Annotated in this window: 16 protein-coding genes; 7 read left to right on the forward strand and 9 right to left on the reverse strand. The window is 70.7% G+C overall.

The window, feature by feature from the left end:
• Positions 1-311: 311 nt before the first annotated feature.
• Entirely contained in the window at positions 312-1,448 is a 1,137-nt protein-coding gene (gene alc / locus G412_RS0118760) for an allantoicase (RefSeq protein WP_028813412.1), read from the forward strand.
• Positions 1,449-1,758: 310 nt separating this feature from the next.
• Here alc and pepN (G412_RS35165) read toward each other — a convergent pair whose 3' ends face one another.
• Entirely contained in the window at positions 1,759-4,380 is a 2,622-nt protein-coding gene (gene pepN, locus G412_RS35165; protein WP_051338474.1) for an aminopeptidase N, read from the reverse strand.
• Positions 4,381-4,543: 163 nt separating this feature from the next.
• Here pepN (G412_RS35165) and G412_RS0118770 point away from each other — a divergent pair, with 163 nt between their 5' ends.
• Together G412_RS0118770 and G412_RS0118775 are read left to right on the forward strand one after the other, a co-directional pair.
• Positions 4,544-4,774 (forward strand): ribbon-helix-helix domain-containing protein, encoded by a 231-nt coding sequence (locus G412_RS0118770; protein ID WP_028813413.1) that lies wholly within the window; start codon positions 4,544-4,546, stop codon positions 4,772-4,774.
• Positions 4,761-5,108, forward strand: coding sequence for a type II toxin-antitoxin system PemK/MazF family toxin (locus G412_RS0118775; protein WP_028813414.1), 348 nt, complete (start codon positions 4,761-4,763; stop codon positions 5,106-5,108). Before G412_RS0118770 ends, G412_RS0118775 begins: the two co-directional genes overlap by 14 nt.
• Before the next feature lie 9 nt (positions 5,109-5,117).
• Here G412_RS0118775 and G412_RS0118780 read toward each other — a convergent pair whose 3' ends face one another.
• Positions 5,118-5,996 (reverse strand): LysR family transcriptional regulator, encoded by an 879-nt coding sequence (locus G412_RS0118780; protein ID WP_037649250.1) that lies wholly within the window; start codon positions 5,994-5,996, stop codon positions 5,118-5,120.
• 88 nt (positions 5,997-6,084) lie between these two features.
• On the opposite strand from G412_RS0118780, the gene G412_RS35170 reads away from it, so the two are divergent.
• Positions 6,085-7,431, forward strand: coding sequence for an MFS transporter (locus G412_RS35170; RefSeq protein ID WP_078607161.1), 1,347 nt, complete (start codon positions 6,085-6,087; stop codon positions 7,429-7,431).
• Here the strand turns inward: G412_RS35170 and G412_RS0118790 are convergent.
• Positions 7,421-8,449, reverse strand: coding sequence for an aspartate-semialdehyde dehydrogenase (locus G412_RS0118790; RefSeq protein ID WP_028813416.1), 1,029 nt, complete (start codon positions 8,447-8,449; stop codon positions 7,421-7,423). The two genes, G412_RS35170 and G412_RS0118790, sit on opposite strands and share 11 nt — an antisense overlap.
• Positions 8,450-8,876: 427 nt before the next feature.
• Positions 8,877-12,170, reverse strand: coding sequence for a S8 family serine peptidase (locus G412_RS0118795; protein ID WP_028813417.1), 3,294 nt, complete (start codon positions 12,168-12,170; stop codon positions 8,877-8,879).
• 218 nt (positions 12,171-12,388) lie between these two features.
• Here G412_RS0118795 and G412_RS0118800 point away from each other — a divergent pair, with 218 nt between their 5' ends.
• Both G412_RS0118800 and G412_RS0118805 read left to right on the forward strand, forming a co-directional pair.
• Positions 12,389-12,847, forward strand: a complete 459-nt coding sequence (locus G412_RS0118800; protein WP_028813418.1) for an NUDIX hydrolase — start codon at positions 12,389-12,391, stop codon at positions 12,845-12,847.
• 207 nt (positions 12,848-13,054) lie between these two features.
• Positions 13,055-14,785: a TIGR03767 family metallophosphoesterase gene (locus tag G412_RS0118805; RefSeq protein WP_028813419.1), complete on the forward strand. Its 1,731-nt coding sequence runs from the start codon at positions 13,055-13,057 to the stop codon at positions 14,783-14,785.
• A gap of 5 nt (positions 14,786-14,790) precedes the next feature.
• On the opposite strand, the gene G412_RS0118810 is transcribed toward G412_RS0118805, so the two are convergent.
• Positions 14,791-15,876 (reverse strand): hypothetical protein, encoded by a 1,086-nt coding sequence (locus G412_RS0118810; RefSeq protein ID WP_028813420.1) that lies wholly within the window; start codon positions 15,874-15,876, stop codon positions 14,791-14,793.
• A gap of 154 nt (positions 15,877-16,030) precedes the next feature.
• Positions 16,031-18,643, reverse strand: a complete 2,613-nt coding sequence (gene pepN / locus G412_RS0118815; RefSeq protein ID WP_028813421.1) for an aminopeptidase N — start codon at positions 18,641-18,643, stop codon at positions 16,031-16,033.
• Between the two features lie 142 nt (positions 18,644-18,785).
• On the opposite strand from pepN (G412_RS0118815), the gene G412_RS0118820 reads away from it, so the two are divergent.
• Positions 18,786-19,433 carry a DsbA family protein gene (locus tag G412_RS0118820; RefSeq protein ID WP_028813422.1) on the forward strand — a complete coding sequence of 216 codons (648 nt, stop codon included), beginning with the start codon at positions 18,786-18,788 and terminating at the stop codon, positions 19,431-19,433.
• Positions 19,434-19,546: 113 nt separating this feature from the next.
• Here the strand turns inward: G412_RS0118820 and G412_RS0118825 are convergent, their stop codons facing one another.
• The 3 genes from G412_RS0118825 to G412_RS0118835 form a co-directional block, all read right to left on the reverse strand.
• Positions 19,547-20,188 (reverse strand): superoxide dismutase, encoded by a 642-nt coding sequence (locus G412_RS0118825; protein ID WP_028813423.1) that lies wholly within the window; start codon positions 20,186-20,188, stop codon positions 19,547-19,549.
• Positions 20,189-20,284: 96 nt separating this feature from the next.
• Complete coding sequence (locus G412_RS0118830) at positions 20,285-21,340, reverse strand: glycerophosphodiester phosphodiesterase family protein (protein WP_028813424.1); 1,056 nt, start codon at positions 21,338-21,340, stop codon at positions 20,285-20,287.
• 365 nt (positions 21,341-21,705) lie between these two features.
• Entirely contained in the window at positions 21,706-23,157 is a 1,452-nt protein-coding gene (locus G412_RS0118835; RefSeq protein WP_028813425.1) for an FGGY-family carbohydrate kinase, read from the reverse strand.
• Between the last annotated feature and the right edge of the window lie 14 nt (positions 23,158-23,171).

The following is a 23,171-nucleotide window of genomic DNA, read 5'->3' on the forward strand; positions in this document are numbered from 1 at the left end:
CGCCCCCCAGAAGCATTGCGGCGGAGGTTCGGCGGTCAAGGGTGGAGCGGAGCGGAATCGCCGTAGGCGACGCGACGTAGGAGCGCCCTTGAGGGCCGGGCCTCCGCCGCCACACTTACTCCAGGCGGCCCCCACCCCAGACGCAACCACCGCCCCAGGGTCGTCAACGCCCCGCCCCCAACACCCCGCGCCCGTCGAAGCCCCGCACCCCGCACCCCCGCCCACTCCCCTCCCACCATTCAGATCCACTTCAAAGCTTGTCCAGAAACTTTCGATGGACCTGACCATTCCCGTGATGTGACAGTCGGTGCATGACGACGACCGCAGCGCACCCGGAAGACCCGCACGCCAACGACGCCGCCCCCTACGGGGGAGGCGACCCGTACGCCGATTACCGGGGTGGGGACTTCCCCTTCACCGAGCTCGTCGACCTGGCCGACCGGCGTCTCGGGGCCGGGGTCATCGCGGCCAATGACGAGTTCTTCGCCGAGCGCGAGAATCTCCTCATCCGCGAGCGCGCGGTCTTCGACCCGGAGCACTTCGGGCACAAGGGCAAGATCATGGACGGCTGGGAGACCCGCCGCCGACGCGGCGCCGACGGGTCGCAGCCCTTCCCGGCGCCCGACGACCACGACTGGGCCATCGTCCGCCTCGGCGCCCCCGGCGTCATCCGCGGCATCGTCGTCGACACCGCCCACTTCCGCGGCAATTACCCCCAGCGTGTGAGCATCCAGGCCGCCGCGGTGGAGGGTTCGCCGAGCGCCGAGCAACTCCTCGACGCCGACGTGAAGTGGGAAGAACTCGTGCCGCCCACCCCCGTACGCGGACACGCCGCCAACGGGTTCCACATCACCAGCGCGCGCCGCTTCACCCACCTCCGGCTCTGCCAGCACCCCGACGGCGGCGTCGCCCGCCTCCGCGTGCACGGCGAAGTCGTGCCCGACCCCGAGTGGCTCGGCCTCCTTGGCACCGTCGACCTCGTCTCCGTACTCAACGGAGGGGTGTACGAAGACGCTTCCGACAAGTTCTACTCATCGCCGACGCAGATCATCCTGCCGGGAACCTCGCGCAAAATGGACGACGGATGGGAGAACCGCCGCCGCCGTTTCCGCGACACCAACGACTGGGTGCGCTTCCGGCTCGTCGCGCAGGGCGCCATCCGCGCCGTCGAGATCGACACGGCGTACCTCAAGGGGAACTCGGCCGGCTGGATCGCGCTGAGCGGGCGCAACGGCGAGACCGGCGAGTGGTTCGAGATCCTCCCGCGCACCAAGCTCCAGCCCGACACGCTGCACCGCTTCAAGCTCCCCGCCCAGGCTGTCGCCACCCACGTACGCCTCGACGCCTTCCCCGACGGCGGCGTCGCCCGGATGAGGTTGCACGGGGCGCTCACGGAGCAGGGCGCGGCCGAACTGCGCAGGCGTTACGAGGACACGGCCGGTCAGTAGTTCCGGCCACCCGTAGGGCCTGGCCGGCGGTCCCGGCCCACAGACCCCCGCCCGGCGGACGGCAGCGGCACAGCGCCCCGGCCGTCGGGCGGCTTCAACGGGGGGCTCAACCGGGGGGGCGACAGGGCGCCTCTGCGTATGCGTACGCAGGGGCGCCCTCTCGTATGCGACACAAGGTGCCTGCGGCGTTGCCCCAAACCCCGCTCCTCAAACCCCGCTCCTCAAACGCCGGAGGGGCTGGAAGATGCCAGGGGCTTGTGCCAGGGAGCCTTGGCACTTGGCCCCCTGGCACAAGCCCCCCGCGGTGCGCCTAGGCGCCCGCCGTCCCCGCCAGCCCCGCCGCCATCCCCGCCCCCGCATCCGCCGCCTGTGCCCTCAGTGCCCGCTCGATGCCCGCGCGGGACTCCAGGACCAGGCGGCGCAGCGCCGCGTTCGGGGACGCCGATTCCAGCCACGCGTCCGTCGCGTCCAGCGTTGCCTGCGAGACCTGGACCGCCGGGTACAGGCCGACGGCGATCTGCTGGGCCATCTCGTGGCTGCGCGACTCCCACACGCCCTTGACCGCCGCGAAGTACTTCTCCGTGTACGGCGCCAGCAGCTCACGCTGAGCGGGGTCGGTCTGGACGAAGCCGCTGATCACCGCCTCCTGGGTGGAGTTCGGGAGCTTGTCGGACTCGATCACCGACGCCCACGCCTCCGCCTTCGCCCCGGCCGTCGGCCGCGCCGCCCGCGCCGACGCCGCGTGCAGCTCGCCCGCCGACGTCTTGTCGCGCTCCAGCTCCGCCGCGATCACCTTCTCGTCCGCGCGCCCGGTGGCCGTGAGACGCTCGACGAACGCCCAGCGCATCTCGGTGTCGACGGCCAGCCCCTCCACCGTCTCCGTGCCGTCCAGCAGACCCTGAAGCACGTCCAGTTGGGCGTCGGTACGGGCCGTCGCCGCGAACGCCCGCGCCCACGCCACCTGGTGGTCGCTGCCCGGCTCGGCGGCGCGCAGGTGCTCCAGCGTCGCCTCCGTCCACCGTGCGAGGCCCGTCTCGCGCCAGTCCGGCGCCGCGTACAGCTCCAGGGCCAGCTTCACCTGGCGGTGGAGGGACTGGACGACGCCGATGTCCGACTCCTTCGCGATGCCCGACAGGACCAGCGCGAGGTAGTCGCGGGTGGCGAGTTCACCGTCGCGCGTCATGTCCCACGCGGCCGACCAGCACAGCGCGCGCGGCAGCGACTCGGTGAAGTCACCGATGTGCGCGGTGACCACCGCCAGCGACTGCGCGTCCAGGCGCACCTTCGCGTACGACAGGTCGTCGTCGTTCAACAGGATCACGGCCGGGCGGCGCGTGTTCGCCGGGAAGGGGACCTCCGTCAGCTCGGCCGCGTCCACGTCCATCTCGATCCGGTTCGTACGGACCAGCTTGCCCGCGCCGTCCAGGTCGTAGCAGCCGACCGCGATCCGGTGCGGACGAAGGGTGGAGGTGCCCTTCGCGCCGGCCGGCAGCGCCGGGGCCTCCTGCCGCACCGCGAACGACGTGACGTTGCCGTCCGCGTCCGTCTCGATCTCCGGGCGCAGGATGTTGATGCCGGCCGTCTCCAGCCACGCCTTCGACCACGTCTTCAGGTCGCGGCCGGACGTCTTCTCCAGCGCGCCGAGCAGGTCGGACAGGCGCGTGTTCCCGAACGCGTGCGCCTTGAAGTACGCCTGCACGCCCCGGAAGAACTCGTCCTGGCCGACGTACGCGACGAGCTGCTTGAGCACCGACGCACCCTTGGCGTACGTGATGCCGTCGAAGTTGACCAGCACGTCGTCCAGGTCACGGATGTCCGCCATGATCGGGTGCGTGGAGGGGAGCTGGTCCTGGCGGTACGCCCAGGTCTTCTCCGAGTTCGCGAACGTCGTCCACGAGTGCGGCCACTTCGAGCCCGGCGCGTGCGCCTGGCAGGCGACCGACGTGTACGTCGCGAACGACTCGTTCAGCCACAGGTCGTTCCACCACTCCATGGTGACCAGGTCGCCGAACCACATGTGCGCCAGCTCGTGCAGGATGGTCTCGGCACGCCGCTCGTACGCCGCGTCCGTGGTCCTGGAGCGGAAGATGTACTGGTCGCGGATGGTGACCGCGCCCGCGTTCTCCATCGCGCCCGCGTTGAACTCCGGCACGAAGAGCTGGTCGTACTTCGCGAAGGGGTACGCGTAGTCGAACTTCTCCTGGAACCAGTCGAAGCCCTGCCGCGTCACGTCGAAGATCGCGTCCGCGTCCAGGAACTCGGCCAGCGACGGGCGGCAGTAGATGCCGAGCGGCACACTCTGCCCGTTCGCGTTCTCGTACGAGCTGTGGACCGAGTGGTACGGGCCGACGATCAGCGCGGTGATGTACGTCGAGATGCGCGGCGTCGGCTCGAAGACCCAGATGTCGTCCTTCGGCGCCGGGGACGGAGTCGGGGAGTTCGAGATCACCGTCCAGCCGGACGGCGCCTTCACCGTGAACTGGAAGGTCGCCTTCAGGTCCGGCTGCTCGAACGACGCGAAGACGCGCCGCGCGTCCGGCACCTCGAACTGGGTGTAGAGGTACGCCTGCTGGTCGACCGGGTCGACGAAGCGGTGCAGGCCCTCACCCGTGTTCGTGTACGCGCAGTCGGCGACGACCTTCAGGTTGTTCTGACCGGCTTCGAGGTGCTTGAGGGTGATACGTGAATCGCGGAAGACCGCTGCGACGTCGAGCGACTTCCCGTTCAGTACGACCTGGTGCACGGCGGGCGCCACCAGGTCGATGAACGTCTGCGCCCCGGCCTCGGCGCACTCGAAACGCACGGTGGTCACGGACCTGTAGGTGCCGCCCTCCTGCGCGCCGCTCAGGTCGAGCTCGATCTCATACGCGTCAACAGTGAGCAGGCTCGCCCGCTGCTGGGCCTCTTCGCGGGTCAGGTTCGTGCCAGGCACCCGGTCATCTCCTCGGTATGTGTCGTTTTCCGTCATCCTTCCATGTCACCCGTGCCGGCCGCCCGCAGTAATCGATCAGGGCACTGCCGCCGCAGAGCGCCGAGCGCCGAGCGCGACAGGGTTCGGGTGGCAGGGGTAGTCATACCTCGGTAGCATTGCGGGTATGAAGATTAGTGTGAGTCTGCCGCAGGAGGATGTGACCTTCGTTGACGCGTACGCAGCCAAAACGGAGGCGGAGTCCCGCTCCGCGGTGATACACGCTGCGATCGAGATGCTGCGCGCCTCCCAGCTGGAGGAGGACTACGGGGCTGCGTTCCAAGAGTGGGACGCGAGCGAGGACGCGGCCTTCTGGGACCGGACGACCGGGGACGGGCTGACCGATGCGCAGAGGTGACATCTACCTGATTGACTACGAGCCGGTGCGCGGCAGCGAGGTGAACAAGGCTCGCCCCTCGGTGATCGTGTCGAACGATGCAGCCAACCAGTCCGTCCAGCGCACGGGGAGAGGTGTGATCACCGTCGTGCCGTTGACGTCGAACACCTCCCGCGTTTTCCCCTTTCAAGTTTTCCTGCCCGCCGACGAGTGCCATCTCGCAAAGGACTCGAAGGCTCAGTGCGAACAGGTCCGCGCGGTCGCCGTGGAACGGGTGCTGCACCGTATCGGTACGGTGCCTGCTCAGCGTGTGGCTGAGCTCGACGCGGCCTTGCGTCGGCACCTGGCGCTCTGACGGCCGGCCTCACTGGGCGTCCGCGTCCGCGTCCGAGACCGCTCTCGCGAACGCCCGTACCCGCTCCGTCTCGCCGTCGCGGTGCCACACCATGCCGAGTACGGAGTCCGGCAGACCGTCCACCGGTACGAAGACGACGTCCTTGCGGCCGTGATACTCCGCCGTCGGCCGGCACAGCAGCATCGCGCCGCGCCCGGCCGCGACCAGGGTCAGGCCCTCCTGGAGCGTCGTGACCGACGGGGCGGGAGCGGAAGAAGGGGCGTGCGCCTCGCGCCAGTAGGCGGGGGCGGGGGGTGATGCCGTGATGAGCGGGACGGTGGCGACCTCGGCGGCCGTGAGGGAGGCGCTGGCGGCGTAGGGGTGACGTACCGAGAAGGCGACCGTCTGCCGCTGCCTGGAGAAGACCGGGCCCAGGGTCAGATCCGGCTCCGCCACTGGCAGCAGCACGATCGCCGCGTCCACCTCACCGCGCTGTACCGCCCCGAAGGGATCGGAGAGGGGGATCTCCGCGATCTCCGTCACGCAACCGGGATGCCGGTCCTGAAAGGCGGTGATCGCCCCCATCACAGGGGCGTCCGCCGTGCCCTGGAAGCCCAGGCGCAGACGGCCGTCGACGCCGCGCGCCTCGGAGCGGGCGACCTCGACGGCCGTACGGAGGGTCTCGTACGCCGGGCGCAGGTCGGCCAGGAACCGTTCACCCGCCGGGGTCAGGCGCACCCGGCGGCTCGTGCGATCGACGAGGCGGGCGCCGATGCGGCTCTCCAGGGCGCGCAGGAGCTGGCTGACGCGGCTCTGCGACACGTACAGCCGCTCGCCCGCGCGGCCGAAATGCAGCTCCTCGGCGAGCGCCAGAAAGCTTTCGAGTTCACGGATCTCCAGCCCCGCCACACACGCCCCCTGATCGATGAGTCCGGCTCATAGAAGGATGAGAACTCCACCGTTGTTCCCGGCCGGGGCGCGCAAGAGGCTGGACGGCATGCACAGGAACCGTGAACTGCCCCATGGCCTACCCCATGAACTGCCCCGCGAACTGCCCCGCGAACTGCCCCGCGAACGGGCCCGCGAACGGGCCGCGTTGCCGCCCGCCGTGTTCGCCGTTGCCGCCGCGACCTTCGCCGTCGTCACGACCGAGATGCTGCCGGTCGGCCTCCTCACCTCCCTCGGCGCCGGCCTCGGTACGTCCGACGGCACGGCCGGGCTGACCGTCACCCTGCCCGGCCTGGTCGCGGCGCTCGCCGCGCCCCTGCTGCCCGTCGGCGTGCGGCGTGCGGACCGGCGGCTCGTGCTGTGCGGGCTGATGGTGCTGCTCGCCGCCGCGAACACGCTGTCCGCGCTCGCGCCCGGTTTCGGGGTGCTGCTGGGCGCACGGGCGCTGGTCGGGGTGTGCATCGGCGGGGTGTGGGCCGTCGCGGCGGGTCTCGCCGTGCGGCTGGTGCGCGAGGAGGGTGTCGGTCGGGCCACCGCGGTGATCTTCAGCGGCATCGCGGTGGCGTCCGTGGCCGGGGTACCCGCCGGGACGCTGATGGGCGAACTGGCGGGGTGGCGCTGGGCGTTCGCCGCCATGGGCCTCTTCTCGCTGCTGGTGGCGGTCCTGCTCGGCGTGCTGCTGCCGCCCCTGCCCGCGCGGGGCGCCGTCGGGCTCCGGGAAGTGGCGGGACTGCTGCGGGTGCCGCAGGTGCGGGCCGGACTGCTGGTGGTGCTGGCCCTGGTGACCGGGCACTTCGCGGCGTACACGTATGTACGTCCGGCCCTGGAGCGCGTGCCGGACATCGGCGCGGGCCTGGTGAGCGGGCTGCTGCTGGTGTACGGGACCGCGGGCATCGCCGGGAACTTCCTCGGCGGCGCGGCCGCCGCCCGCGATCCGCGCCGCACACTCCTGGTGATCTCGGCGGTGCTCGGTGCCACGGTCCTGCTGACGGGCGGGGTGGGCGGCGCCTCGGCCGTGGCCGCGGCGGCGCTGCTCGTGGTGTGGGGCCTGGCGTACGGCGGGGTGTCGGTCAGCGCGCAGAACTGGCTCATGGCAGCCGCACCGGCGCGGCAGGAGGCGGCCTCGGCGCTCTTCGCCGGGGTCTTCAACGCCGCCATCGCGCTCGGGGCGCTGCTCGGCGGCCGGGCCGCCGACCGCTACGGCGTTCCGGGGCCGCTGTGGCTCGGCGGCGCGCTGGCGCTGGTGGGGACAGTGGCGGTCGTGACGGGGCGTACGCGTACGCGTACGACAGCGGGGCGGAGCTCCGAAGAGCCCCGCCCCGCCGAAAGCACCGAAAGTGCCGAAAGCACCGAATGTGCTGAAAGTGCTGAAAGTGCTGAAAAGGTCAGGCCTTGAGCTCGGCCGCCACCAGCTCCGCGATCTGCACGGCGTTGAGCGCCGCGCCCTTGCGGAGGTTGTCGCCGGACAGGAACAGCGACAGGCCGTTCTCGGCGGTCTCGTCCCGGCGGATGCGGCCGACGTACGACACGTCCTGGCCGGCGGCCTGGAGCGGCGTCGGGATCTCGGACAGGGCGACGCCCGGCGCCCCGGCGAGCAGCTCGGTGGCGCGCTCCACGCTCAGCGGACGCTCGAAACGGACGTTGACCTGGAGCGAGTGGCCGGAGAACACCGGGACGCGCACGCAGGTGCCGGAGACCTTGAGCTCGGGGGTCTCCAGGATCTTGCGGGACTCGTTGCGGAGCTTCTGCTCCTCGTCGGTCTCGAAGGAGCCGTCGTCGACGATGGAGCCGGCCAGCGGCAGCACGTTGAAGGCGATGGGGCGCTTGTAGACGCCGGGCTCGGGGAAGTCCACGGCGTCCCCGCTGTGGGTGAGGTCGGCGGCGTGGTCCACGACCTTCTTGACCTGGCCGTCGAGCTCGGCGACACCGGCCAGACCCGAGCCGGACACGGCCTGGTAGGTGGTGGCGACCATCGCGGTGAGGCCGGCCTCGGCGTGCAGCGGCTTGAGGACGGGCATCGCGGCCATCGTGGTGCAGTTCGGGTTGGCGATGATGCCCTTGGGGCGGTTGGCCACCGCGTGCGGGTTGACCTCGGAGACCACCAGCGGCACCTCGGGGTCGCGGCGCCAGGCGGAGGAGTTGTCGATCACGACGGCGCCCTGCGAGGCGACCTTCTCGGCCAGCGCCTTGGAGGTCGCGCCACCGGCGGAGAAGAGCACGATGTCCAGGCCGGAGTAGTCGGCCGTCGACGCGTCCTCGACGGTGATGTCCTTGCCCTGCCACTCGATCGTGGAGCCCGCGGAACGGGCGGAGGCGAAGAGGCGCAGCTCGTCGGCCGGGAACTCGCGCTCGGCCAGAATCCTGCGCATGACTGTGCCGACCTGACCTGTGGCTCCGACGATTCCGACCCTCACGAGGACTCCTTGGTGCGTGCGAACGTGCTGCTGCGGGCTTGACCTGGTGCTGTCCATAATGCGTCTGTCCCCGGCCGCCTTGTCCAATCCATTGTCCGGTCTCTGGACGGCGTGACCATCGTCACCGCCGTCCGGGCCGTCACCGGATCTCCAGACCCCGCTCGCCACCCGTCCTGATCTGCGGAAAGCCGCCTGGGAACGGGTGCGGCGCGGGGGCTGGAGATCCGCCGCAGCGGACGGTCCCGCCGAGCGCCGGAGCCTGGTCCGCGGCAGCAGCCGTGGGGAGCAGCCGCAGGGCCCAGCCGCAGGGCCCAGCCGCAGGCACCAGCCGACGGCGTTGTCGATGCGCGGGCCGCATCACGCGAAGGGGCGGGCGCCTGTGCGGGCGCCCGCCCCTCCTCCGTAACTCACTTCCCTGCGAACGGTGTTACGGCGTGACCTTCTCGATCTGCGCGCTGCCGGAGCCCGCGACCGTACCGCGCGCGTTCACCAGCTGCACCTCGCCGAAGAACTTCCGCCCCTCGGGAGCCGCGCCCGCCACCACCACATCGGCCTTGACCTGCGCCGAAGCACCGTTGGCCAGCTTCACGACCTGCGATTCGTCGACCGTGACCCGGCCGAGCGACGGCGCGAAGTACACATCGCGGTAGTCGTACGCCGTGGTCCCGGCCGGGACCGAGTAGCCGTCGACAACGATCCTGTACGTACCGGCGGCGGGCTTGACGAGACTGACGGCCTCCTCCGAGTCGCCGTCGGCGGCCTGGCCGACCAGCGTGTTGCCCCGGTAGACCGACAGGTCCAGGTCGGCGGAGGTGTCGGAGACCTTGCCGATCACGATGTCGAGACGCTCCACGCCCTCACCGATGGTGAGCGTGGACTCCTGCTGCTCCCCGTCCTTGATCGACGGACGGGCGTCCTTCGACGAGCCGAGCGAGCCGGCCTTCAGCTTGCCGTCCAGCGTGGCGAAGCCGTTGGTGACCTTCCAGTCCACCGCGGCCGGAGAGCCGACCTTGGCCTCGGGGATGGTCTGCACGGCCGGGGCGAAGGTGGCGCCGAGCACCGCGACGTCCAGCGTGTACGGGTTGTCGAGGAGCGGCGACGTACGGCGCGACTCGACCTCGACCTCCCAGACACCGGCCTGCGGGTTCGGGTACGAACGCAGGTCGGGGCGGCAGGTGTTGGCCGGGTTCGTGTAGTTCGGGTAGCAGACGATCGACGAGGTGGAGTCGACCGGGAGCCCGTACGGGTGGATGCCGATGAAGCGGGTCTGGCTGCCCTTGCCCAGCCCGCCGAGCGCGACCTCCAGGGACTTCGCGCCCTCAGGGACGTTGATGAAGTACGACTTGGTGCTGTTGCGCTGCACCGAACCGGAGTCCGAGAACGTGTACGCGGGCTTCACCAGGTCCTTGGACACGACCACGGTCGCGAGGATCTGCTTGTCGACGCCCTCGGTGCGCTCGTCGTCCACCTCGAGGGCGGCGCTGTGGACACCGGCGGAACCGGGCCTGGCCTGCACCTTGACGGTGACCGGCTGGTTCAGCGGCAGGTCGACCTCGTCGTCACCGAGGAGGCGGAACGTGCCGTCGTTGTACTTCCAGTCCAGCTCGTGCTCGATCGCACGGTCCGGGCCGCTGGTACGCGTGATGGTCACGTCGTACGTCTTCTTCTGCCCGGCCTTGAGGCCGCCTTCGCGGTCGTAGAGGCCCGTGCCGAAGCCCGGCGTCTTGAGCGCGTAGTCGATCGCGGTGTCGACCGGGGCCTTCACCGCGTAGTCGTGCGCGGTCGCGCCGTCCCTGATCGCGTCCCAGGCCTCCACGATGTCGATCAGACCGGAGCCCTGCTCGTGCGCCTGCGTGCCGCTGATGCGCTTGGCGGTGCTCGTCAGCGCGGTGCGCAGCTCGACCGGCGTCAGGTCGATCTTCTTCTGCTTGGCGGCCGAGAGCAGCAGCGCGCTCGCGCCCGCCGCCTGCGGTGAGGCCATCGAGGTGCCCTGCAGCATCGAGTAGCCGGCCGGGAGCTGGTAGCCGGCCTCGGCGACCGGGCCGCCGGGCGCCCAGGTCTGGGTGGTGTTGATGGACGCGCCGGGCGCGGAGATGGTCGGCGCGAAGCCGCCGTCCTCGCGCGGGCCTCGGGAGGAGAACGGCAACATGGCGTACCGCTTCTTCACGGACGAGCCGTAGTTGGCGGCCCAGGTCTCCTTGGAAATGGACGCGCCGACCGAGATGACCTTGTCGGCCAGGGCCGGGTCACCGATGGTGTTCGTGCCCGGACCGCTGTTGCCGGCCGAGACGACCAGCTGGACGCCGTACGTGTCGATGAGGCGCGTGTAGAGCTGGGCGCGCGCGTTGTTGCCGTCGTTCAGCGCGGGCAGGCCGCCGATCGACATGTTGACGATGTCGACACCGCGCTTGGTGACGAGGTCGATCATGCCCTCCGTGAGCGCGACGTTGGTGCAGCCGCCGCTCCAGGTGCAGGCGCGCGAGGAGACCAGCTTGGCGCCGGGGGCGGCGCCGTTCATCCGGCCGCCGAAGAGGCTGTTGGCGGCGGTGATGCCGGCGACGTGCGTGCCGTGCGAGCCCTCGATGACGCCGATGTTGACGTAGTCGGACTTCGCGCCGGCTGCGTTGTGGACGACGTCCTTGCGGACCTCGGCGACGAACGGGATCTGCTCGACGACCTCGGTTGCCGGGTCGTCCTTGCCGAAGTACCGGATCTGGTGCTTGTCCTTGTACGGCTTCATCGCCTCCTCGTCGCCGAAGTCGGCGTCGTCGTCGAGGTCGACGCGGATCGTGCCGGAGGCGGCGTCGTACAGCACGCCCCAGACGTCGGTGGTGTCACCGTCGCGGTTGAGGTCGCCGTTCATGTCGCCACCCTTGGTGGCGGCTTCGGCGAAGTTGCGGAACATGTACGAGCCCGCGGGCGCCGAGTACGTACGGCTGCCGGCGGTGAACACCGGGCCGGTCACGGCGCCGTTCATCCGCAGCCAGGTGCCGTCGCCGTCCGCGACCGGGTCGGTGGCCGTCACCCAGTCCACGATCTTGCGCTCGCCGGTGGTGGTCTTCTGGAGCGCGGGGTGGCCGAGGTCCACACCCGAGTCGAGGATGCCGATGGTGACCCCCCGGCCGTCGGCCCTGGGGTGGTCCTCCACGAACTCCACGGCGCCCGTCTCGAAGGACGGGTTGTACGGGTTCTTCGCGGGCGTCCGCTTTCCGGGGCCGGAGTACGTGCCCTCGGCGGTGGCGTCCGCACCCTTGCCGCGGTCGGCTCCCGGCGTCGGGTCGTCCAGCAGGATCTCCTGCTTGAGGTCGATGCCGTGGACGGAGGAAAGCTTCGTGGCGGCCTTGATGGCCGCGTCCGCCTTGCCGGTGGGCAGGGTGGCCCGTACGTAACCGAGCTTGTCGTCCGTACGGCCGACCACGCCGCCCTGTACGGAGTCGAGCTGCTGCGCGACCTGCTCGGTGGCGCCGGGCGCGGTGGCGACCATCAGCGTGACGCTCTTCGCGCCCTCGGCCTGCGCCTCCGCGAGCAGCTCCGCATCGGCGGAACCGAGCTTCGCGGCGGCGGACTTGGGCGCGGGCGCCGTGGACCGGGGGTCGTCGGCGCCGGCCGCCAGGGCGGGGACGGGTGCCGCCGCACACAGCGCGGCGACCAGACCGGCGGCGAGCGCTATGCGGGCCGCGGGTCTCGCGCCGGGTATGGAGCCGGATGATTCGAGGGTCATGGGCTTCCCTGTATGTGAAAGAAGGAGTCGTCCGGTAGGTCGTCCGGAATACGGTGCCGGATGACCGCTCAGCCTCGCCTAAGTGAGGGTTGTTTGGGGAGAGTTGCCCCTGTCGTAATACGGCCATGGCACACATCCGCCACCGCGCGGTATGCGCCACCGGGGCCGAATCACCAGATACCGGGCGCCTTGTCGGCCCCGCCCCGTAACCTCGCCCAATGAACCGAGAGCTCAGGGTGGCGGCCTACGCCGTGTGCGTGCGGGACGGCCGGGTGCTCCTGGCCCGCTGGGTGGCGCCCGGCGGCGCGAAGCGGTGGACGCTGCCGGGCGGCGGCATGGACCACGGCGAGGACCCGTACGACACGGTGATCCGCGAGGTGGCGGAGGAGACGGGTTACGCCGTCGAGCCGGTCCGGCTGCTCGGCGTCCACTCCATCACCCGGCGCTACCCGCGCCGGCTCGGCGCGTTCGCCGACTTCCAGGGCCTGCGGCTCGTGTACGAGGGCGAGATCACCGGGGGCGAACTCCGCCACGAGACCACGGGCTCCACCGACCTGGCGGCCTGGCACCCCCTGGACGACGTGCCCCGCCTCGACCACGTCGAACTGGTGGACACGGGAATAGAGCTGTGGCGGACAAAGCCGGCGACGGGGCGCGTGGCGGTTCCGGGAACGTGAGGGGGGTCGGAACAGCGTCACCCGCACACGCCCAGCCGCACCCGGCAGTGATCCCTGTTCGTTGATCGGCGTTGCGCGTTGCGGAGCCGTTAACGCGCAGGCCATTCCCGGTGTCAACGATCCAGTGGGGCAAGGGGTTCCACTGGGTCACGCCGGCGGTCCACCCCCTGCCCGGCAGATGCGACCGCACACCGGGGAGACCGCGCCATGTCACGCCTACGCTCCGCAGCCGAAGCCGCCCTCGACCGACGTTCCTTCCTCGCCGCGACCGGAGCGGTCGGCATCTCCGCCGGCGTCGGGCTCGCGCTCCGCCCGGACCACGCGGCCCAGCACGGCGCCCGGGCCGCCGCCGTCCCGCCCGCCCCCGCCGGCCTCGCCGCCCCCGGAGCGTCACCCTCCGCCGCCAAGGCCCCGGTCCGCATCGCGCCCTGGACCGCCACGACGCTCCGTACGGTCGCCACCCCGCGCGGCTCCCTCTCCGGCTACCGCCGCCTGGGCACCGGCCCCGGCTGGAAGCGCGTCGTACGCACCCAGCTCGCCGCCGCCCGCTCCGGGCGCGAGGAGCGGCGTACCGCCCTCGCCTCCTTCGTGCAGCTCACCGACATGCACCTCACCGACGTACAGCACCCCGTCCGTACCGAATACCTGCGCGCCCAGGCGGTCGGCGCCTGGCGCCCGCAGGAGGCCCTCACCGTGCACGGGGCGATCTCGCTCGTCGAGCGCGTCAACGCGCTGCGCGCCGGGCCGGTCACCGGGGCGGACCTCGGCTTCGTGATGACGACCGGTGACAACACGGACAACAACTGCAAGGCCGAACTCGACTGGTTCCTGCGCACCATGAGCGGCGGCCGTATCACGCCCAACACCGGCGACCCCGCCCGCTACGAAGGCGTCCAGGACTCCGGCCTGCCCCTGTACTGGCACCCGGACGGCGCCCTGCGCGACGCCGACAAGAAGCGCGGCTACCCCCGCCTGGAGGGTTACCTCGCCGCCGCGCGGCGCCCGGTGACCAGTCCGGGCCTGAGCCTCCCCTGGTACTCCACCGTCGGCAACCACGACGACCTGCCCAGCGGCTGCTTCGCCAACGGCAACGCGTCCGGTTTCCTCGCCGACTTCGCGGTCGGCGGCCGGAAACTGATGTCGCTCCCGGTGAGCGAGGCAAGCGCGCTCGAAGCCGTACTCAAGAAGGGCAACGACCCGCGCGGCACCTACTTCACCGATCTCCTGCGCCGCGAGACCCGCCGCATGCGCCGCGTCACGCCGGACCCCACCCGCGCCCCCTTCACGCCGCGCGAGTACGTCGAAGCACACCTCGACCCCGCGTACGCGGGCGCGGGCCCGGCGGGCCACGGCTACACCCGCGAGAACGCCGACACCGGGAACCTCTACTACTCCTTCCGCGTCTCCGACGGCGTACTCGGCATCAGCCTCGACACGACCGACCGGGGCGGCCACTTCGCGGGCTCGATCGACAAGGCCCAACTGGACTGGCTGACCCGCACGCTGCTCGCCCACCGGGACGACCACGTCATCGTTTTCAGCCACCACAACAGCTGGACGTTCGACGACGGCGGCGGCGACAAGCTCGTCGCACTCCTCAAGCGCAACCGCAACGTCATCGCCTGGATCAACGGACACAGCCACCGCAACGTAATCCTCGCGCACGGCACCTTCTGGGAGATCTCCACCGCCTCGCACGTCGAGTTCCCCCAGCTCGCCCGCATCATCGAGCTCACCGACAACCACGACGGCACGCTCTCCCTCTTCACCACGCTGATCGAGTCCGCCGCCCCGCACAGCACGGACTACACCGACCTCTCCCAGACGGGCCTGGCAGCGCTCTACCGCGAACTGTCCCTCAACACGCCGGGCGCCCGGCAGACCCTGGCGGGCCCGGCGGACGCCCGGAACACGGAGCTCCTGGTGAAGAAGCGCTGACGGCCCTAACGCGGCAGCACCACCACATAGGCGGCCGGCTCCCGGTCCGAGGACGCCATCAGAGCGGTCCGTACGACGGTCGCCTGCTGCTCCATCGCTTCCCGCAGCTTCTTCGGCGTGATGTGTACGACGGTGATCCCCAGCCGCTCCAGGTGTTCGCGCTTGCGGGCGTACTCCGACCATTCCCCAAGCTCTCGGCTTCGCTCGGGCAGGGCAGACCCCGTGGCGTCCTCGTCCTGCCGTGGCGCCCTGGTGTCCAGCTCCACGGCCACGGCCTGCTCGGGCCAGTAGACGTCGACGCCGCCGAGGTGGGGCCCGCCGGGCAGCCGCAGATCGACGTTCCAGAGCGGGTCGGGCAGCCCGTACTGCCGCACCATCTCGTACAGCCGGTTCTCCGCGATGGCGCGCCCCTCGGCGAGCAGTGAGTCGACGGCGTCGACGACGTGCGGCCGCGACAGCAGCCGCGCGAGCGTCAACTCACGCACCACGGCGGCCGGCTCGCAGTGCGAACCGCGCACCGCCTCGGTGAGCAGCCGGCGTACGGCATCGGCGTCGCTGAGGTGAGCGACGGCGTCGGCGAGGGCGCGGGCGACCGGGGCGACGGGCAGGCCGCCGATCTCCTGGAGCTGGGGCATGGCATGCACCCGGATCAGCCGCGCGCACCCGGTGGACCGCAGCCGTCTGGTGCGCGGCACGAGCACATCGATCCGGTCGAGGGAGATCAGCGGGGGAGCGGAGGAGAGGCGGTGCAGGGCGAGCGCGGCCAGCCCGGTGATCACGACGTCACCGTACGAGCCTGCTTGCCCCTCCGCCCTGACCTGCGCAGGAACCACCGGGCTCGCGACGGACCCGATGGGCCGCCCCGCGTACAGCAGGGCGGCGTGCAGCCGCTCCTCGCTGGTGGGCGGGCCCGGGTGCAGCACGTAGACGCCGGGCAGGATCTGCTGCCAGGGCCCGCCGGGGCGGCACTGCGCGGCGGCCCGGGCGGCGGACACGCCGTGCTCGCGCAACTGCGCTGCGGACAGCACGCGCCACTGGGCGTCGGTGAGGTGGCTGAGGGGGCGGGGGGAAACCGGGGTGTTGTGGGTCATGTCCCAGGAGCTTCCCGCCGACCCCCCACTCCCTAACCGCTGTTACACATCCGTCGACAATTCAGGACAACCCTGCACTAAAGTACGGCCGTTCGATTGCCGAAACCCCACCCGCCGAACGGACGAACACTCCAGGCCACGGCCCCTCAGCCAGTCACCCCACCGCGCCCCGGTCGCACGCCTGGCCCCGCAGCGCCCGCGCCAGGTCGTCCCGCGCCTCGAGCACCAGCCGCCGCAGCGCCGGCGCCGCGTCCGCGTGAGCGGCCAGCCACGCGTCCGTGGCGTCCAGCGTGCCCTGGCTGTCCTGGAGGCCGGGGAACAGCCCCGACACCACGTCCATCCCGATCTGGATGGACCGCTCGGCCCACACCCGCTCGATCGCGGCGAAGTACTTCTCCGCGTAAGGAGCGAGCAACTCCCGCTGACCGGGCTGCACAAACCCATCAATCGTGGCCACGACGAGCGCGTTCGACAGCGAGTCGGACTCCACGACAGCCGCCCACGCCTGCGCCTTGACCGCAGCCGAAGGCCGCGACGCGAGGCACCGCACCTGGTGCCGCTTCCCGGACGCCGTGTCGTCCCGCGCCAGCTCCGCGTTGATCACCTTCTCGTCCGCGACGCCGTGTGAAGCGAGCGGCCCGAGGAACGCCCAGCGCAGCTCCTGGTCCACCTCAAGTCCGTCGATCTTGGCGGTGCCCTCCAGCAGCCCTTCCAACAACTGGAAGTCCGCCTCCCGGCAGGCCGTAGCCGCGAAGAACCGCGCCCACGTGAGCTGGTGCTCACTGCCCGGATCCGCGATCCGCAGTTCCCGCAGCGCACCCTCCGCGAGCGCCCACCCGCCCTCCTCGCGCCACTCGGGAGCCGCGTAGTGCGTGAGCGCGGACCGCGTCCACGCGTGGAGCATCTGGAGCACGCCGATGTCGCTCTCACGCCCCGCGAACCTCAGCACCAGATCCACGAAGTCCCGCGCCGGCATCAGGGCGTCGCGCGTCAGGTTCCACAGCGCGGACCAGCACAGCGCCCGCGCCAGCGGGTCACTCACATCGCCGAGGTGAGCACGCAGGGTCCCCAGCGACTCCGCGTCGAAACGGATCTTGCAGTACGTCAGGTCGTCGTCATTGACGAGCACCAGATCCGGCCTCTCGCTGCCCGCGAGCTCCGCCACGACCGTACGCGGCCCGTCGACGTCCACCTCCGCCCGCGCGTACCGCACGAGCGAGCCGCCCGCCTCCTCGCGCCGGTACAGCCCGACAGCCACCCGGTGCGGCCGCAGCAGCTCAGGATGCGATGCGGCGCTCTCCTGGAACACCGCCAGCTCGGTGATCCGGCCGGCGGCGTCGTAAACCACCTGCGGCGTGAGGGTGTTGACCCCCGCCGTCTGCAGCCACGCCCGCGTCCAGGACGCCAGATCGCGCCCCGAGGTCTCCTCCAGCACGGCGAGCAGGTCCTCCAGCCGGGTGTTCCCGTACGCGTGGCGCTTGAAGTACCGCCGGGCGCCTTCCATGAAGGCGTCCTTGCCGACGTACGCGACGAGCTGCTTCAGCACGGACGCGCCCTTGGCGTACGTGATCCCGTCGAAGTTGAGCTTCGCGTCCTCCAGGTCATGGATGTCGGCCGTGATCGGGTGCGTCGAGGGAAGCTGGTCGGCGCGGTACGCCCACGACTTCCGGTTGTTGGCGAAGGTGATCCAGCCGTTGCTGAAGCGGGTGGCCTCCACCATCGAGTACGACCCCATGAAGTCGGCGAAGGACTCCTTGAGCCACAGCTCGTCCCACCACCGCATGGTGACGAGATCCCCGAACCACATGTGCGCCATCTCGTGCAGGATGACGTTCGCCCGCCGCTCGTACGACGCCCGAGTCACCTTCCCGCGGAAGACGTACTCCTCGCGGAAGGTCACACAGCCGGGGTTCTCCATGGCGCCGATGTTGTACTCGGGCACGAAGGCCTGGTCGTACTTCCCGAAGGGGTACGGGAAGTCGAAGTTGTCGTGGAAGAAGTCGAGGCCCTGCTTGGTGACGGTGAAGATGTCGTCCGCGTCGAAGTGCCGGGCGAGGCCCTTGCGGCACATGGCGCCGAGCGGGATCTCGATCTCCGTACCGTCGCTGAGCGTCCGCCGGTAGAGATCGCTCTCGTAGTGATACGGACCGGCGACGAAGGCGGTGATGTAGGTCGAGATCGGCTTGGTCTCCGCGAACCGCCACACACCCTCGTCCGTCACCTCCCCCACGCCGTTGCTCCACACGGTCCACCCGTCGGGAGCCATCACCTCGAACCGGAAGGGCGCTTTGAGATCCGGCTGCTCGAAGTTGGCGAAGACGCGGCGCGCGTCGGCGGGCTCGTACTGCGTGTAGAGATAGACCTCGCCGTCCTCCGGATCGACGAAGCGGTGCATGCCTTCGCCGGTGCGGCTGTACGCGCACTGCGCGTCCACGACCAGGACGTTCTCCTCGCGCAGCCCGGCCAGCGCGACCCGCTTGCCGTCGAAGACGACGCCGGGGTCCAGCGCCTCACCGTTGAGGGTGACGGTCGTCACGGAGGGCGCGAGCAGGTCGGCGAAGGTACCGGCGCCGGGCCGGGCGCACCGGAACCGAATGGTGGTCACCGAACGGAACGTACGCGGCCCGCTGTCCGGGGAGCTCTCCCCGCTGCTGTCCCCGGCCTCGCCGACCGCTGATCGCAGGTCGAGGGCCACTTCGTACCCCTCGACGGACAGCAGCTCGGCCCGCTCGCGGGCCTCGTCGCGGGACAGATTCTCACCGGGCACGGGCACTCCTTCGTGTCTCGTCACAACCTCCCGATCCTCGCACGCGGCGCTGACCGGGGGAGCGTGGGAATGCCTCCGGCGGCCGGTGGTGTTGCCACGGTCAGGTTGCGCGCCATTGGCATTTTGCTATGTGAGGAGAGACATGCCCGAGAACGCCGAGAACGGCAGGACCACGGCGGATTTCTGGTTCGACCCGCTGTGCCCGTGGGCCTGGATGACGTCCCGCTGGATGCTGGAGGTGCAGAAGGTCCGTGATGTCGAGGTCCGCTGGCACGTCATGAGCCTGGCCGTACTGAACGAGGACAAGCTCGACGAGCTGCCGGAGCAGTACCGCGAGCTGCTCGGCCCCAAGGGCTGGCGTCCCGTGCGTGTGGTCACGGCGGCCCAGCAGCTGCATGGCGACGAGGTGGTCGGCAAGCTGTACACGGCGCTCGGCACGCGCTTCCACAACAAGGGCGAGGGCCCGACCCTGGAGGCCATAGAGGGCGCACTGGCGGACGCCGGCCTTCCGGCGGACCTGATCGAGTACGCCGACAAGGACACGTACGACGCCGAGGTGCGCGCGTCGCACAAGGTGGGCATCGACAAGGTCGGCCAGGAGGTGGGCACTCCGGTGATCTCCGTCCCCGGCGCGAACGGCGAGGAGATCGCCTTCTTCGGCCCGGTGGTCACCCCGGCCCCGAAGGGCGAAGAGGCGGCACGCCTGTGGGACGGCACGCTGATGGTGGCGTCGATCCCCGGCTTCTACGAAATCAAGCGCACACGCACACAGGGCCCGATTTTCGACTGATTCAGCACGCAGCCGGCCCCCGCGAGTCACGTCCTCGCGGGGGCCGGCCGTTTTTCCGCCTGCAAGTGAAGGTTGAGAAGACGATCACGAGCAGGACGTCATGGAGTGCCTGTTTACGGCGCCAGCAGCAGGTTGTTCGCACGGTCCTTCGCGGCGGCGTAACGCTTCGACACGTCCTGCCAGTTGACGACCTTCCACATCGCCTCGATGAAGTCCACCTTCTGGTTCTTGTACTGAAGGTAGAAGGCGTGCTCCCAGGCGTCGAAGACCAGGATCGGGACCGAGCCCTGGCCGACATTGCCCTGGTGGTCGTAGACCTGCTCGACGATCAGACGCCCGCTGAGCGGCTCGTACGCCAGAACGCCCCAGCCCGAACCCTGGGTCGTCGCGGACGCCTTGGTCAGCTGGGCCTTGAACTTGGCGAAGGAGCCGAAGGACTCGGCGATCGCGTCCGCGAGCTCGCCGACGCCGTCCGCGGCCAGCGGCTCGCCGCCGCCGTCGCCGGACATGTTGTGCCAGTAAATGGAGTGCAGGATGTGACCGGAGAGATGGAACGCGAGGTTCTTCTCCAGCCCGTTGATCGCTCCCCACGACTCCTTGTCGCGCGCCTCTTCGAGCTGCTCAAGAGTGTCGTTCGCGCCCTTCACGTAGGCCGCGTGGTGCTTGTCGTGGTGCAGCTCGATGATCTGCGGGTTGATGACAGGCTCGAGCGCCGCGTAGTCGTACGGAAGTTCAGGAAGTGTGTAAATGGCCATGTCCGAGCCCTCCGACTGCTTATTGCGACCGATATGCAAGTGCAGATTAGCAGCAGGAGGGTCCGGAGTTGATCAGCCCTCGGTCGTCCGCTGGTCCTAGGACTCGGCCGCGTCCCTCGCCATGACCGCCAGATCGGGGAAGTCGGTCACCACCGCGTCGACACCCATCCCGTAGTGCAGGGAGTACTCCGCGAACGCGTCACCGAAGTCGTTGGGCGCGGTGCCGCGCCGGAACTGCGCGGGCAGGAACTGGTTCTCGCAGCGGAAGGTGTACGCCCCGACCTTCAGCCCCGCCGCGTGCGCGTCCCCGAGCAGCGAAGAGGGCGCCACGACCGACGACTTGTCCGGTCCGATCCAGTCGGCGTACTCCGCGATCCGGGCCAGGCCGGCCGGCGTCATCATCTCCTTGTACGTCACCGGGTGGCCGTACGGCCCGCCCTTGGTCCCCAGCGCCTGCCACAGCGGCAGCCGCAGCCGCGCCTCCGCGAACCCGGTCAGGCTCGACGGCTCGAAGGACTGAACGACGCACTCGTCCGGCCGGAGCCGGTTGCGCCGGACGACTTCGACGAGCGCCGGTTCGAGGGGCAGGCCGATCGAACGGAAGTAGGTCGGATGCTTCGTCTCCGGGAACACGGTGATCGTGCGCCCGTACCGCTTGGACAGCTTCAGTGCCAGGTCCACGACTTCCTGGAACGTCATGACCTCCAGACGGCCGTCGAAGACGGTGTTCCTGTTCCGGACCAGCGGCAGCCGCTCGACGGCGCGCAGCGTCTTCAGCTCGGCGAGCGTGAAGTCCTCCGTGAACCACCCGCTCACGGACCGGCCGTCCACGGTCTTAGTCGTACGCCGAGACACGAATTCCGGATGCTTCCCGACGTCCGTCGTCCCGGAGATCTCGTTCTCGTGCCGCACGACGAGGACATGGTCCTTGGTCGGTACGAGATCGGGCTCGATCCAGTCGGCGCCGGCCTGGACGGCATGGGTGTACGAGGCGACGGTGTGCTCGGGCCGCCACCCGGCCGCGCCCCGGTGTCCGATAACCACTGGCCCCTTGCGCCGCCGTGGCTCGGCGGCAGCGCCAGAGGTTGCGGCGACGGCGGCGGTGGCAACCCCGGCGGCGAGGAGTACGGAACGGCGTCTCGGTGCGGGCATGGAAGTCTCCCTGGGAAGGTGTCTCGGGGGGTGGCGAGTGCACGATAGGCAGCCCGGCACCCATTCGGGGCGGCGTAATCCCCCCTTTCACGCAGTGGCCGACCGAAGGCCACGCGCACTTCACTCGGTGCCAGGAGGGGACGCGCCGGGGCGCTCCCCGCAAACCCGCCGCCGCATGCGGGCCGTCCCGACCCCGCCTCACCTGCAACGCCACTGGGGAGGGGACGTGTCGGGGCGCTCCCCGCAGGGCGTTGAACGCAACCACCGCGAACGAACCAACACCTACCCGAACGTTCGACGCCCGAGGAGACGCCCCGGCGCGGCACCGCCCCCAACGCACCGGGCCACCGCCAACCCCCCGCAGCTCACCCCCCGGCACGGCCCCGCGCCCGCCTCCGCGCCTCCCCCAAGCGTGCCAAGTGCCTCGCGTACTCCACCCCGTACCACTCCACCCGCCCCGCATCCGGCTCCACCACCGCCGCCGGCCGCGTCCACGACGCCGCGTCCAGCTCCACCCCGTACCGCTCCGCCGCCGCCAGCACCGCCCCCCGCGCCCCCACCTCCCCCTCGACCACGCGCAGCGGGCGCCCCAGTGCGTCGGCGAACAGCCGCATCCACGCCGGCGAACGCGTCCCGCCCCCGCACACCGCCAGCTCGCCCGTGAGGCCCGCCGCTTCCAGGCAGTGCCGGGCGGCGAAGGCGATGCCTTCGCACGTCGCCCGTACCAGGTCGCCCTTCGTCGTCTCCAGCGAAACCCCCGTCAGCTCCGCCCGCAGCCGCGGCTCCACGAACGGCGCCCGTTCCCCCGACGGCGCGAAGTAGGGCAGCACCCGCACCCCGTTCGCCCCCGCCGGCGTCGCGTCCAGGAGCGCGTCGACCTCCGCGTGCCGTACGCCCGTCGTCCGCAGCACCCAGTCCAGCGCCGCCGTGCCCACCATCGCCGGCATCGCGCGCAGCCACTGCCCGTGCCAGTCGGTCGAGATGTACAGCCCGGCCGGCTCGCCGGCCTCCAGGTCGAGGGTGTCCGTCGCGACCAGCGACGCCAGGCACGTGCCGATGATGAGCAGCCCGTCCCCCGGCCGCGTCACCCCCGCGCCGAGCGCGCACGCGGGCAGGTCGTACGGGCCGTTCGCGATCCGCGTGCCGGGCGGCAGGCCGGGGCCACGCGTCCGGCCGACCGCGACCGGATCGCTGACCGGGGCCAGCAGGCCACGCCGGTGGGTCAGGCCCAGCAGGGCCAGCGACTCGTCGTCGTACGTCCGCGTCCGTGGGTCGAGGAACGGCATGGACGCGTCCGAGACGTCCGTCGCCCGGACCCCCGTCAGGCGCTGGAAGACCATGTCCTTGCAGTACAGGGCGGTCGCGGCGCCGTCCAGAACCTTCGGCTCGTGCCGGTCGAGCCACCCCAGTACCGGCCCCGGACACCCCGGAAACATCGCACTGCCCGTACGCCGGAAGACGGAAGCGAAGACGCCCGAGGCCATCCACGCGTCGAGGAGTTCGTGCGCCCGGCCGTCCATCCAGGAGATCGCGGACCGCACCGGGCGGCCCTGCGCGTCGACCAGCCACACCCCGTCGCCCTGCCCGGTGAGCCCGGCCAGTTCCACCGGAACGGCCCCGTCCGGCCCCGACGTCAGAGCCGCCAGCGTCGCCAGGACGTCGACGACCGCCGCGTACACCTCGTCCATGTCCTGCTCGACGAACCCGCCGCGGATGTCGAGGGCGATTGGGCGTGACTCGACCGCGAGCTCCCGCCCGGACGCGTCGAAGGCCGCCGCCTTGACCATGGACGTGCCCACATCGATTCCGACGTACATGTTTCCGACGACCT

It is taken from the genome of Streptomyces flavidovirens DSM 40150, assembly GCF_000429085.1.
Classification (GTDB): domain Bacteria; phylum Actinomycetota; class Actinomycetes; order Streptomycetales; family Streptomycetaceae; genus Streptomyces; species Streptomyces flavidovirens.

Bases quoted from the DNA above. Each gene is read 5' to 3' on its own strand.
- alc (WP_028813412.1), top strand. From the start codon at position 312: ATGACGACGACCGCAGCGCACCCGGAAGACCCGCACGCCAACGACGCC.
- G412_RS0118770 (WP_028813413.1), top strand. From the start codon at position 4,544: ATGAAGATTAGTGTGAGTCTGCCGCAGGAGGATGTGACCTTCGTTGAC.
- G412_RS0118775 (WP_028813414.1), top strand. From the start codon at position 4,761: ATGCGCAGAGGTGACATCTACCTGATTGACTACGAGCCGGTGCGCGGC.
- G412_RS35170 (WP_078607161.1), top strand. From the start codon at position 6,085: ATGCACAGGAACCGTGAACTGCCCCATGGCCTACCCCATGAACTGCCC.
- G412_RS0118795 (WP_028813417.1), bottom strand. From the start codon at position 12,170: ATGACCCTCGAATCATCCGGCTCCATACCCGGCGCGAGACCCGCGGCC.
- G412_RS0118800 (WP_028813418.1), top strand. From the start codon at position 12,389: ATGAACCGAGAGCTCAGGGTGGCGGCCTACGCCGTGTGCGTGCGGGAC.
- G412_RS0118805 (WP_028813419.1), top strand. From the start codon at position 13,055: ATGTCACGCCTACGCTCCGCAGCCGAAGCCGCCCTCGACCGACGTTCC.
- G412_RS0118810 (WP_028813420.1), bottom strand. From the start codon at position 15,876: ATGACCCACAACACCCCGGTTTCCCCCCGCCCCCTCAGCCACCTCACC.
- G412_RS0118820 (WP_028813422.1), top strand. From the start codon at position 18,786: ATGCCCGAGAACGCCGAGAACGGCAGGACCACGGCGGATTTCTGGTTC.
- G412_RS0118825 (WP_028813423.1), bottom strand. From the start codon at position 20,188: ATGGCCATTTACACACTTCCTGAACTTCCGTACGACTACGCGGCGCTC.
- G412_RS0118830 (WP_028813424.1), bottom strand. From the start codon at position 21,340: ATGCCCGCACCGAGACGCCGTTCCGTACTCCTCGCCGCCGGGGTTGCC.
- G412_RS0118835 (WP_028813425.1), bottom strand. From the start codon at position 23,157: ATGTACGTCGGAATCGATGTGGGCACGTCCATGGTCAAGGCGGCGGCC.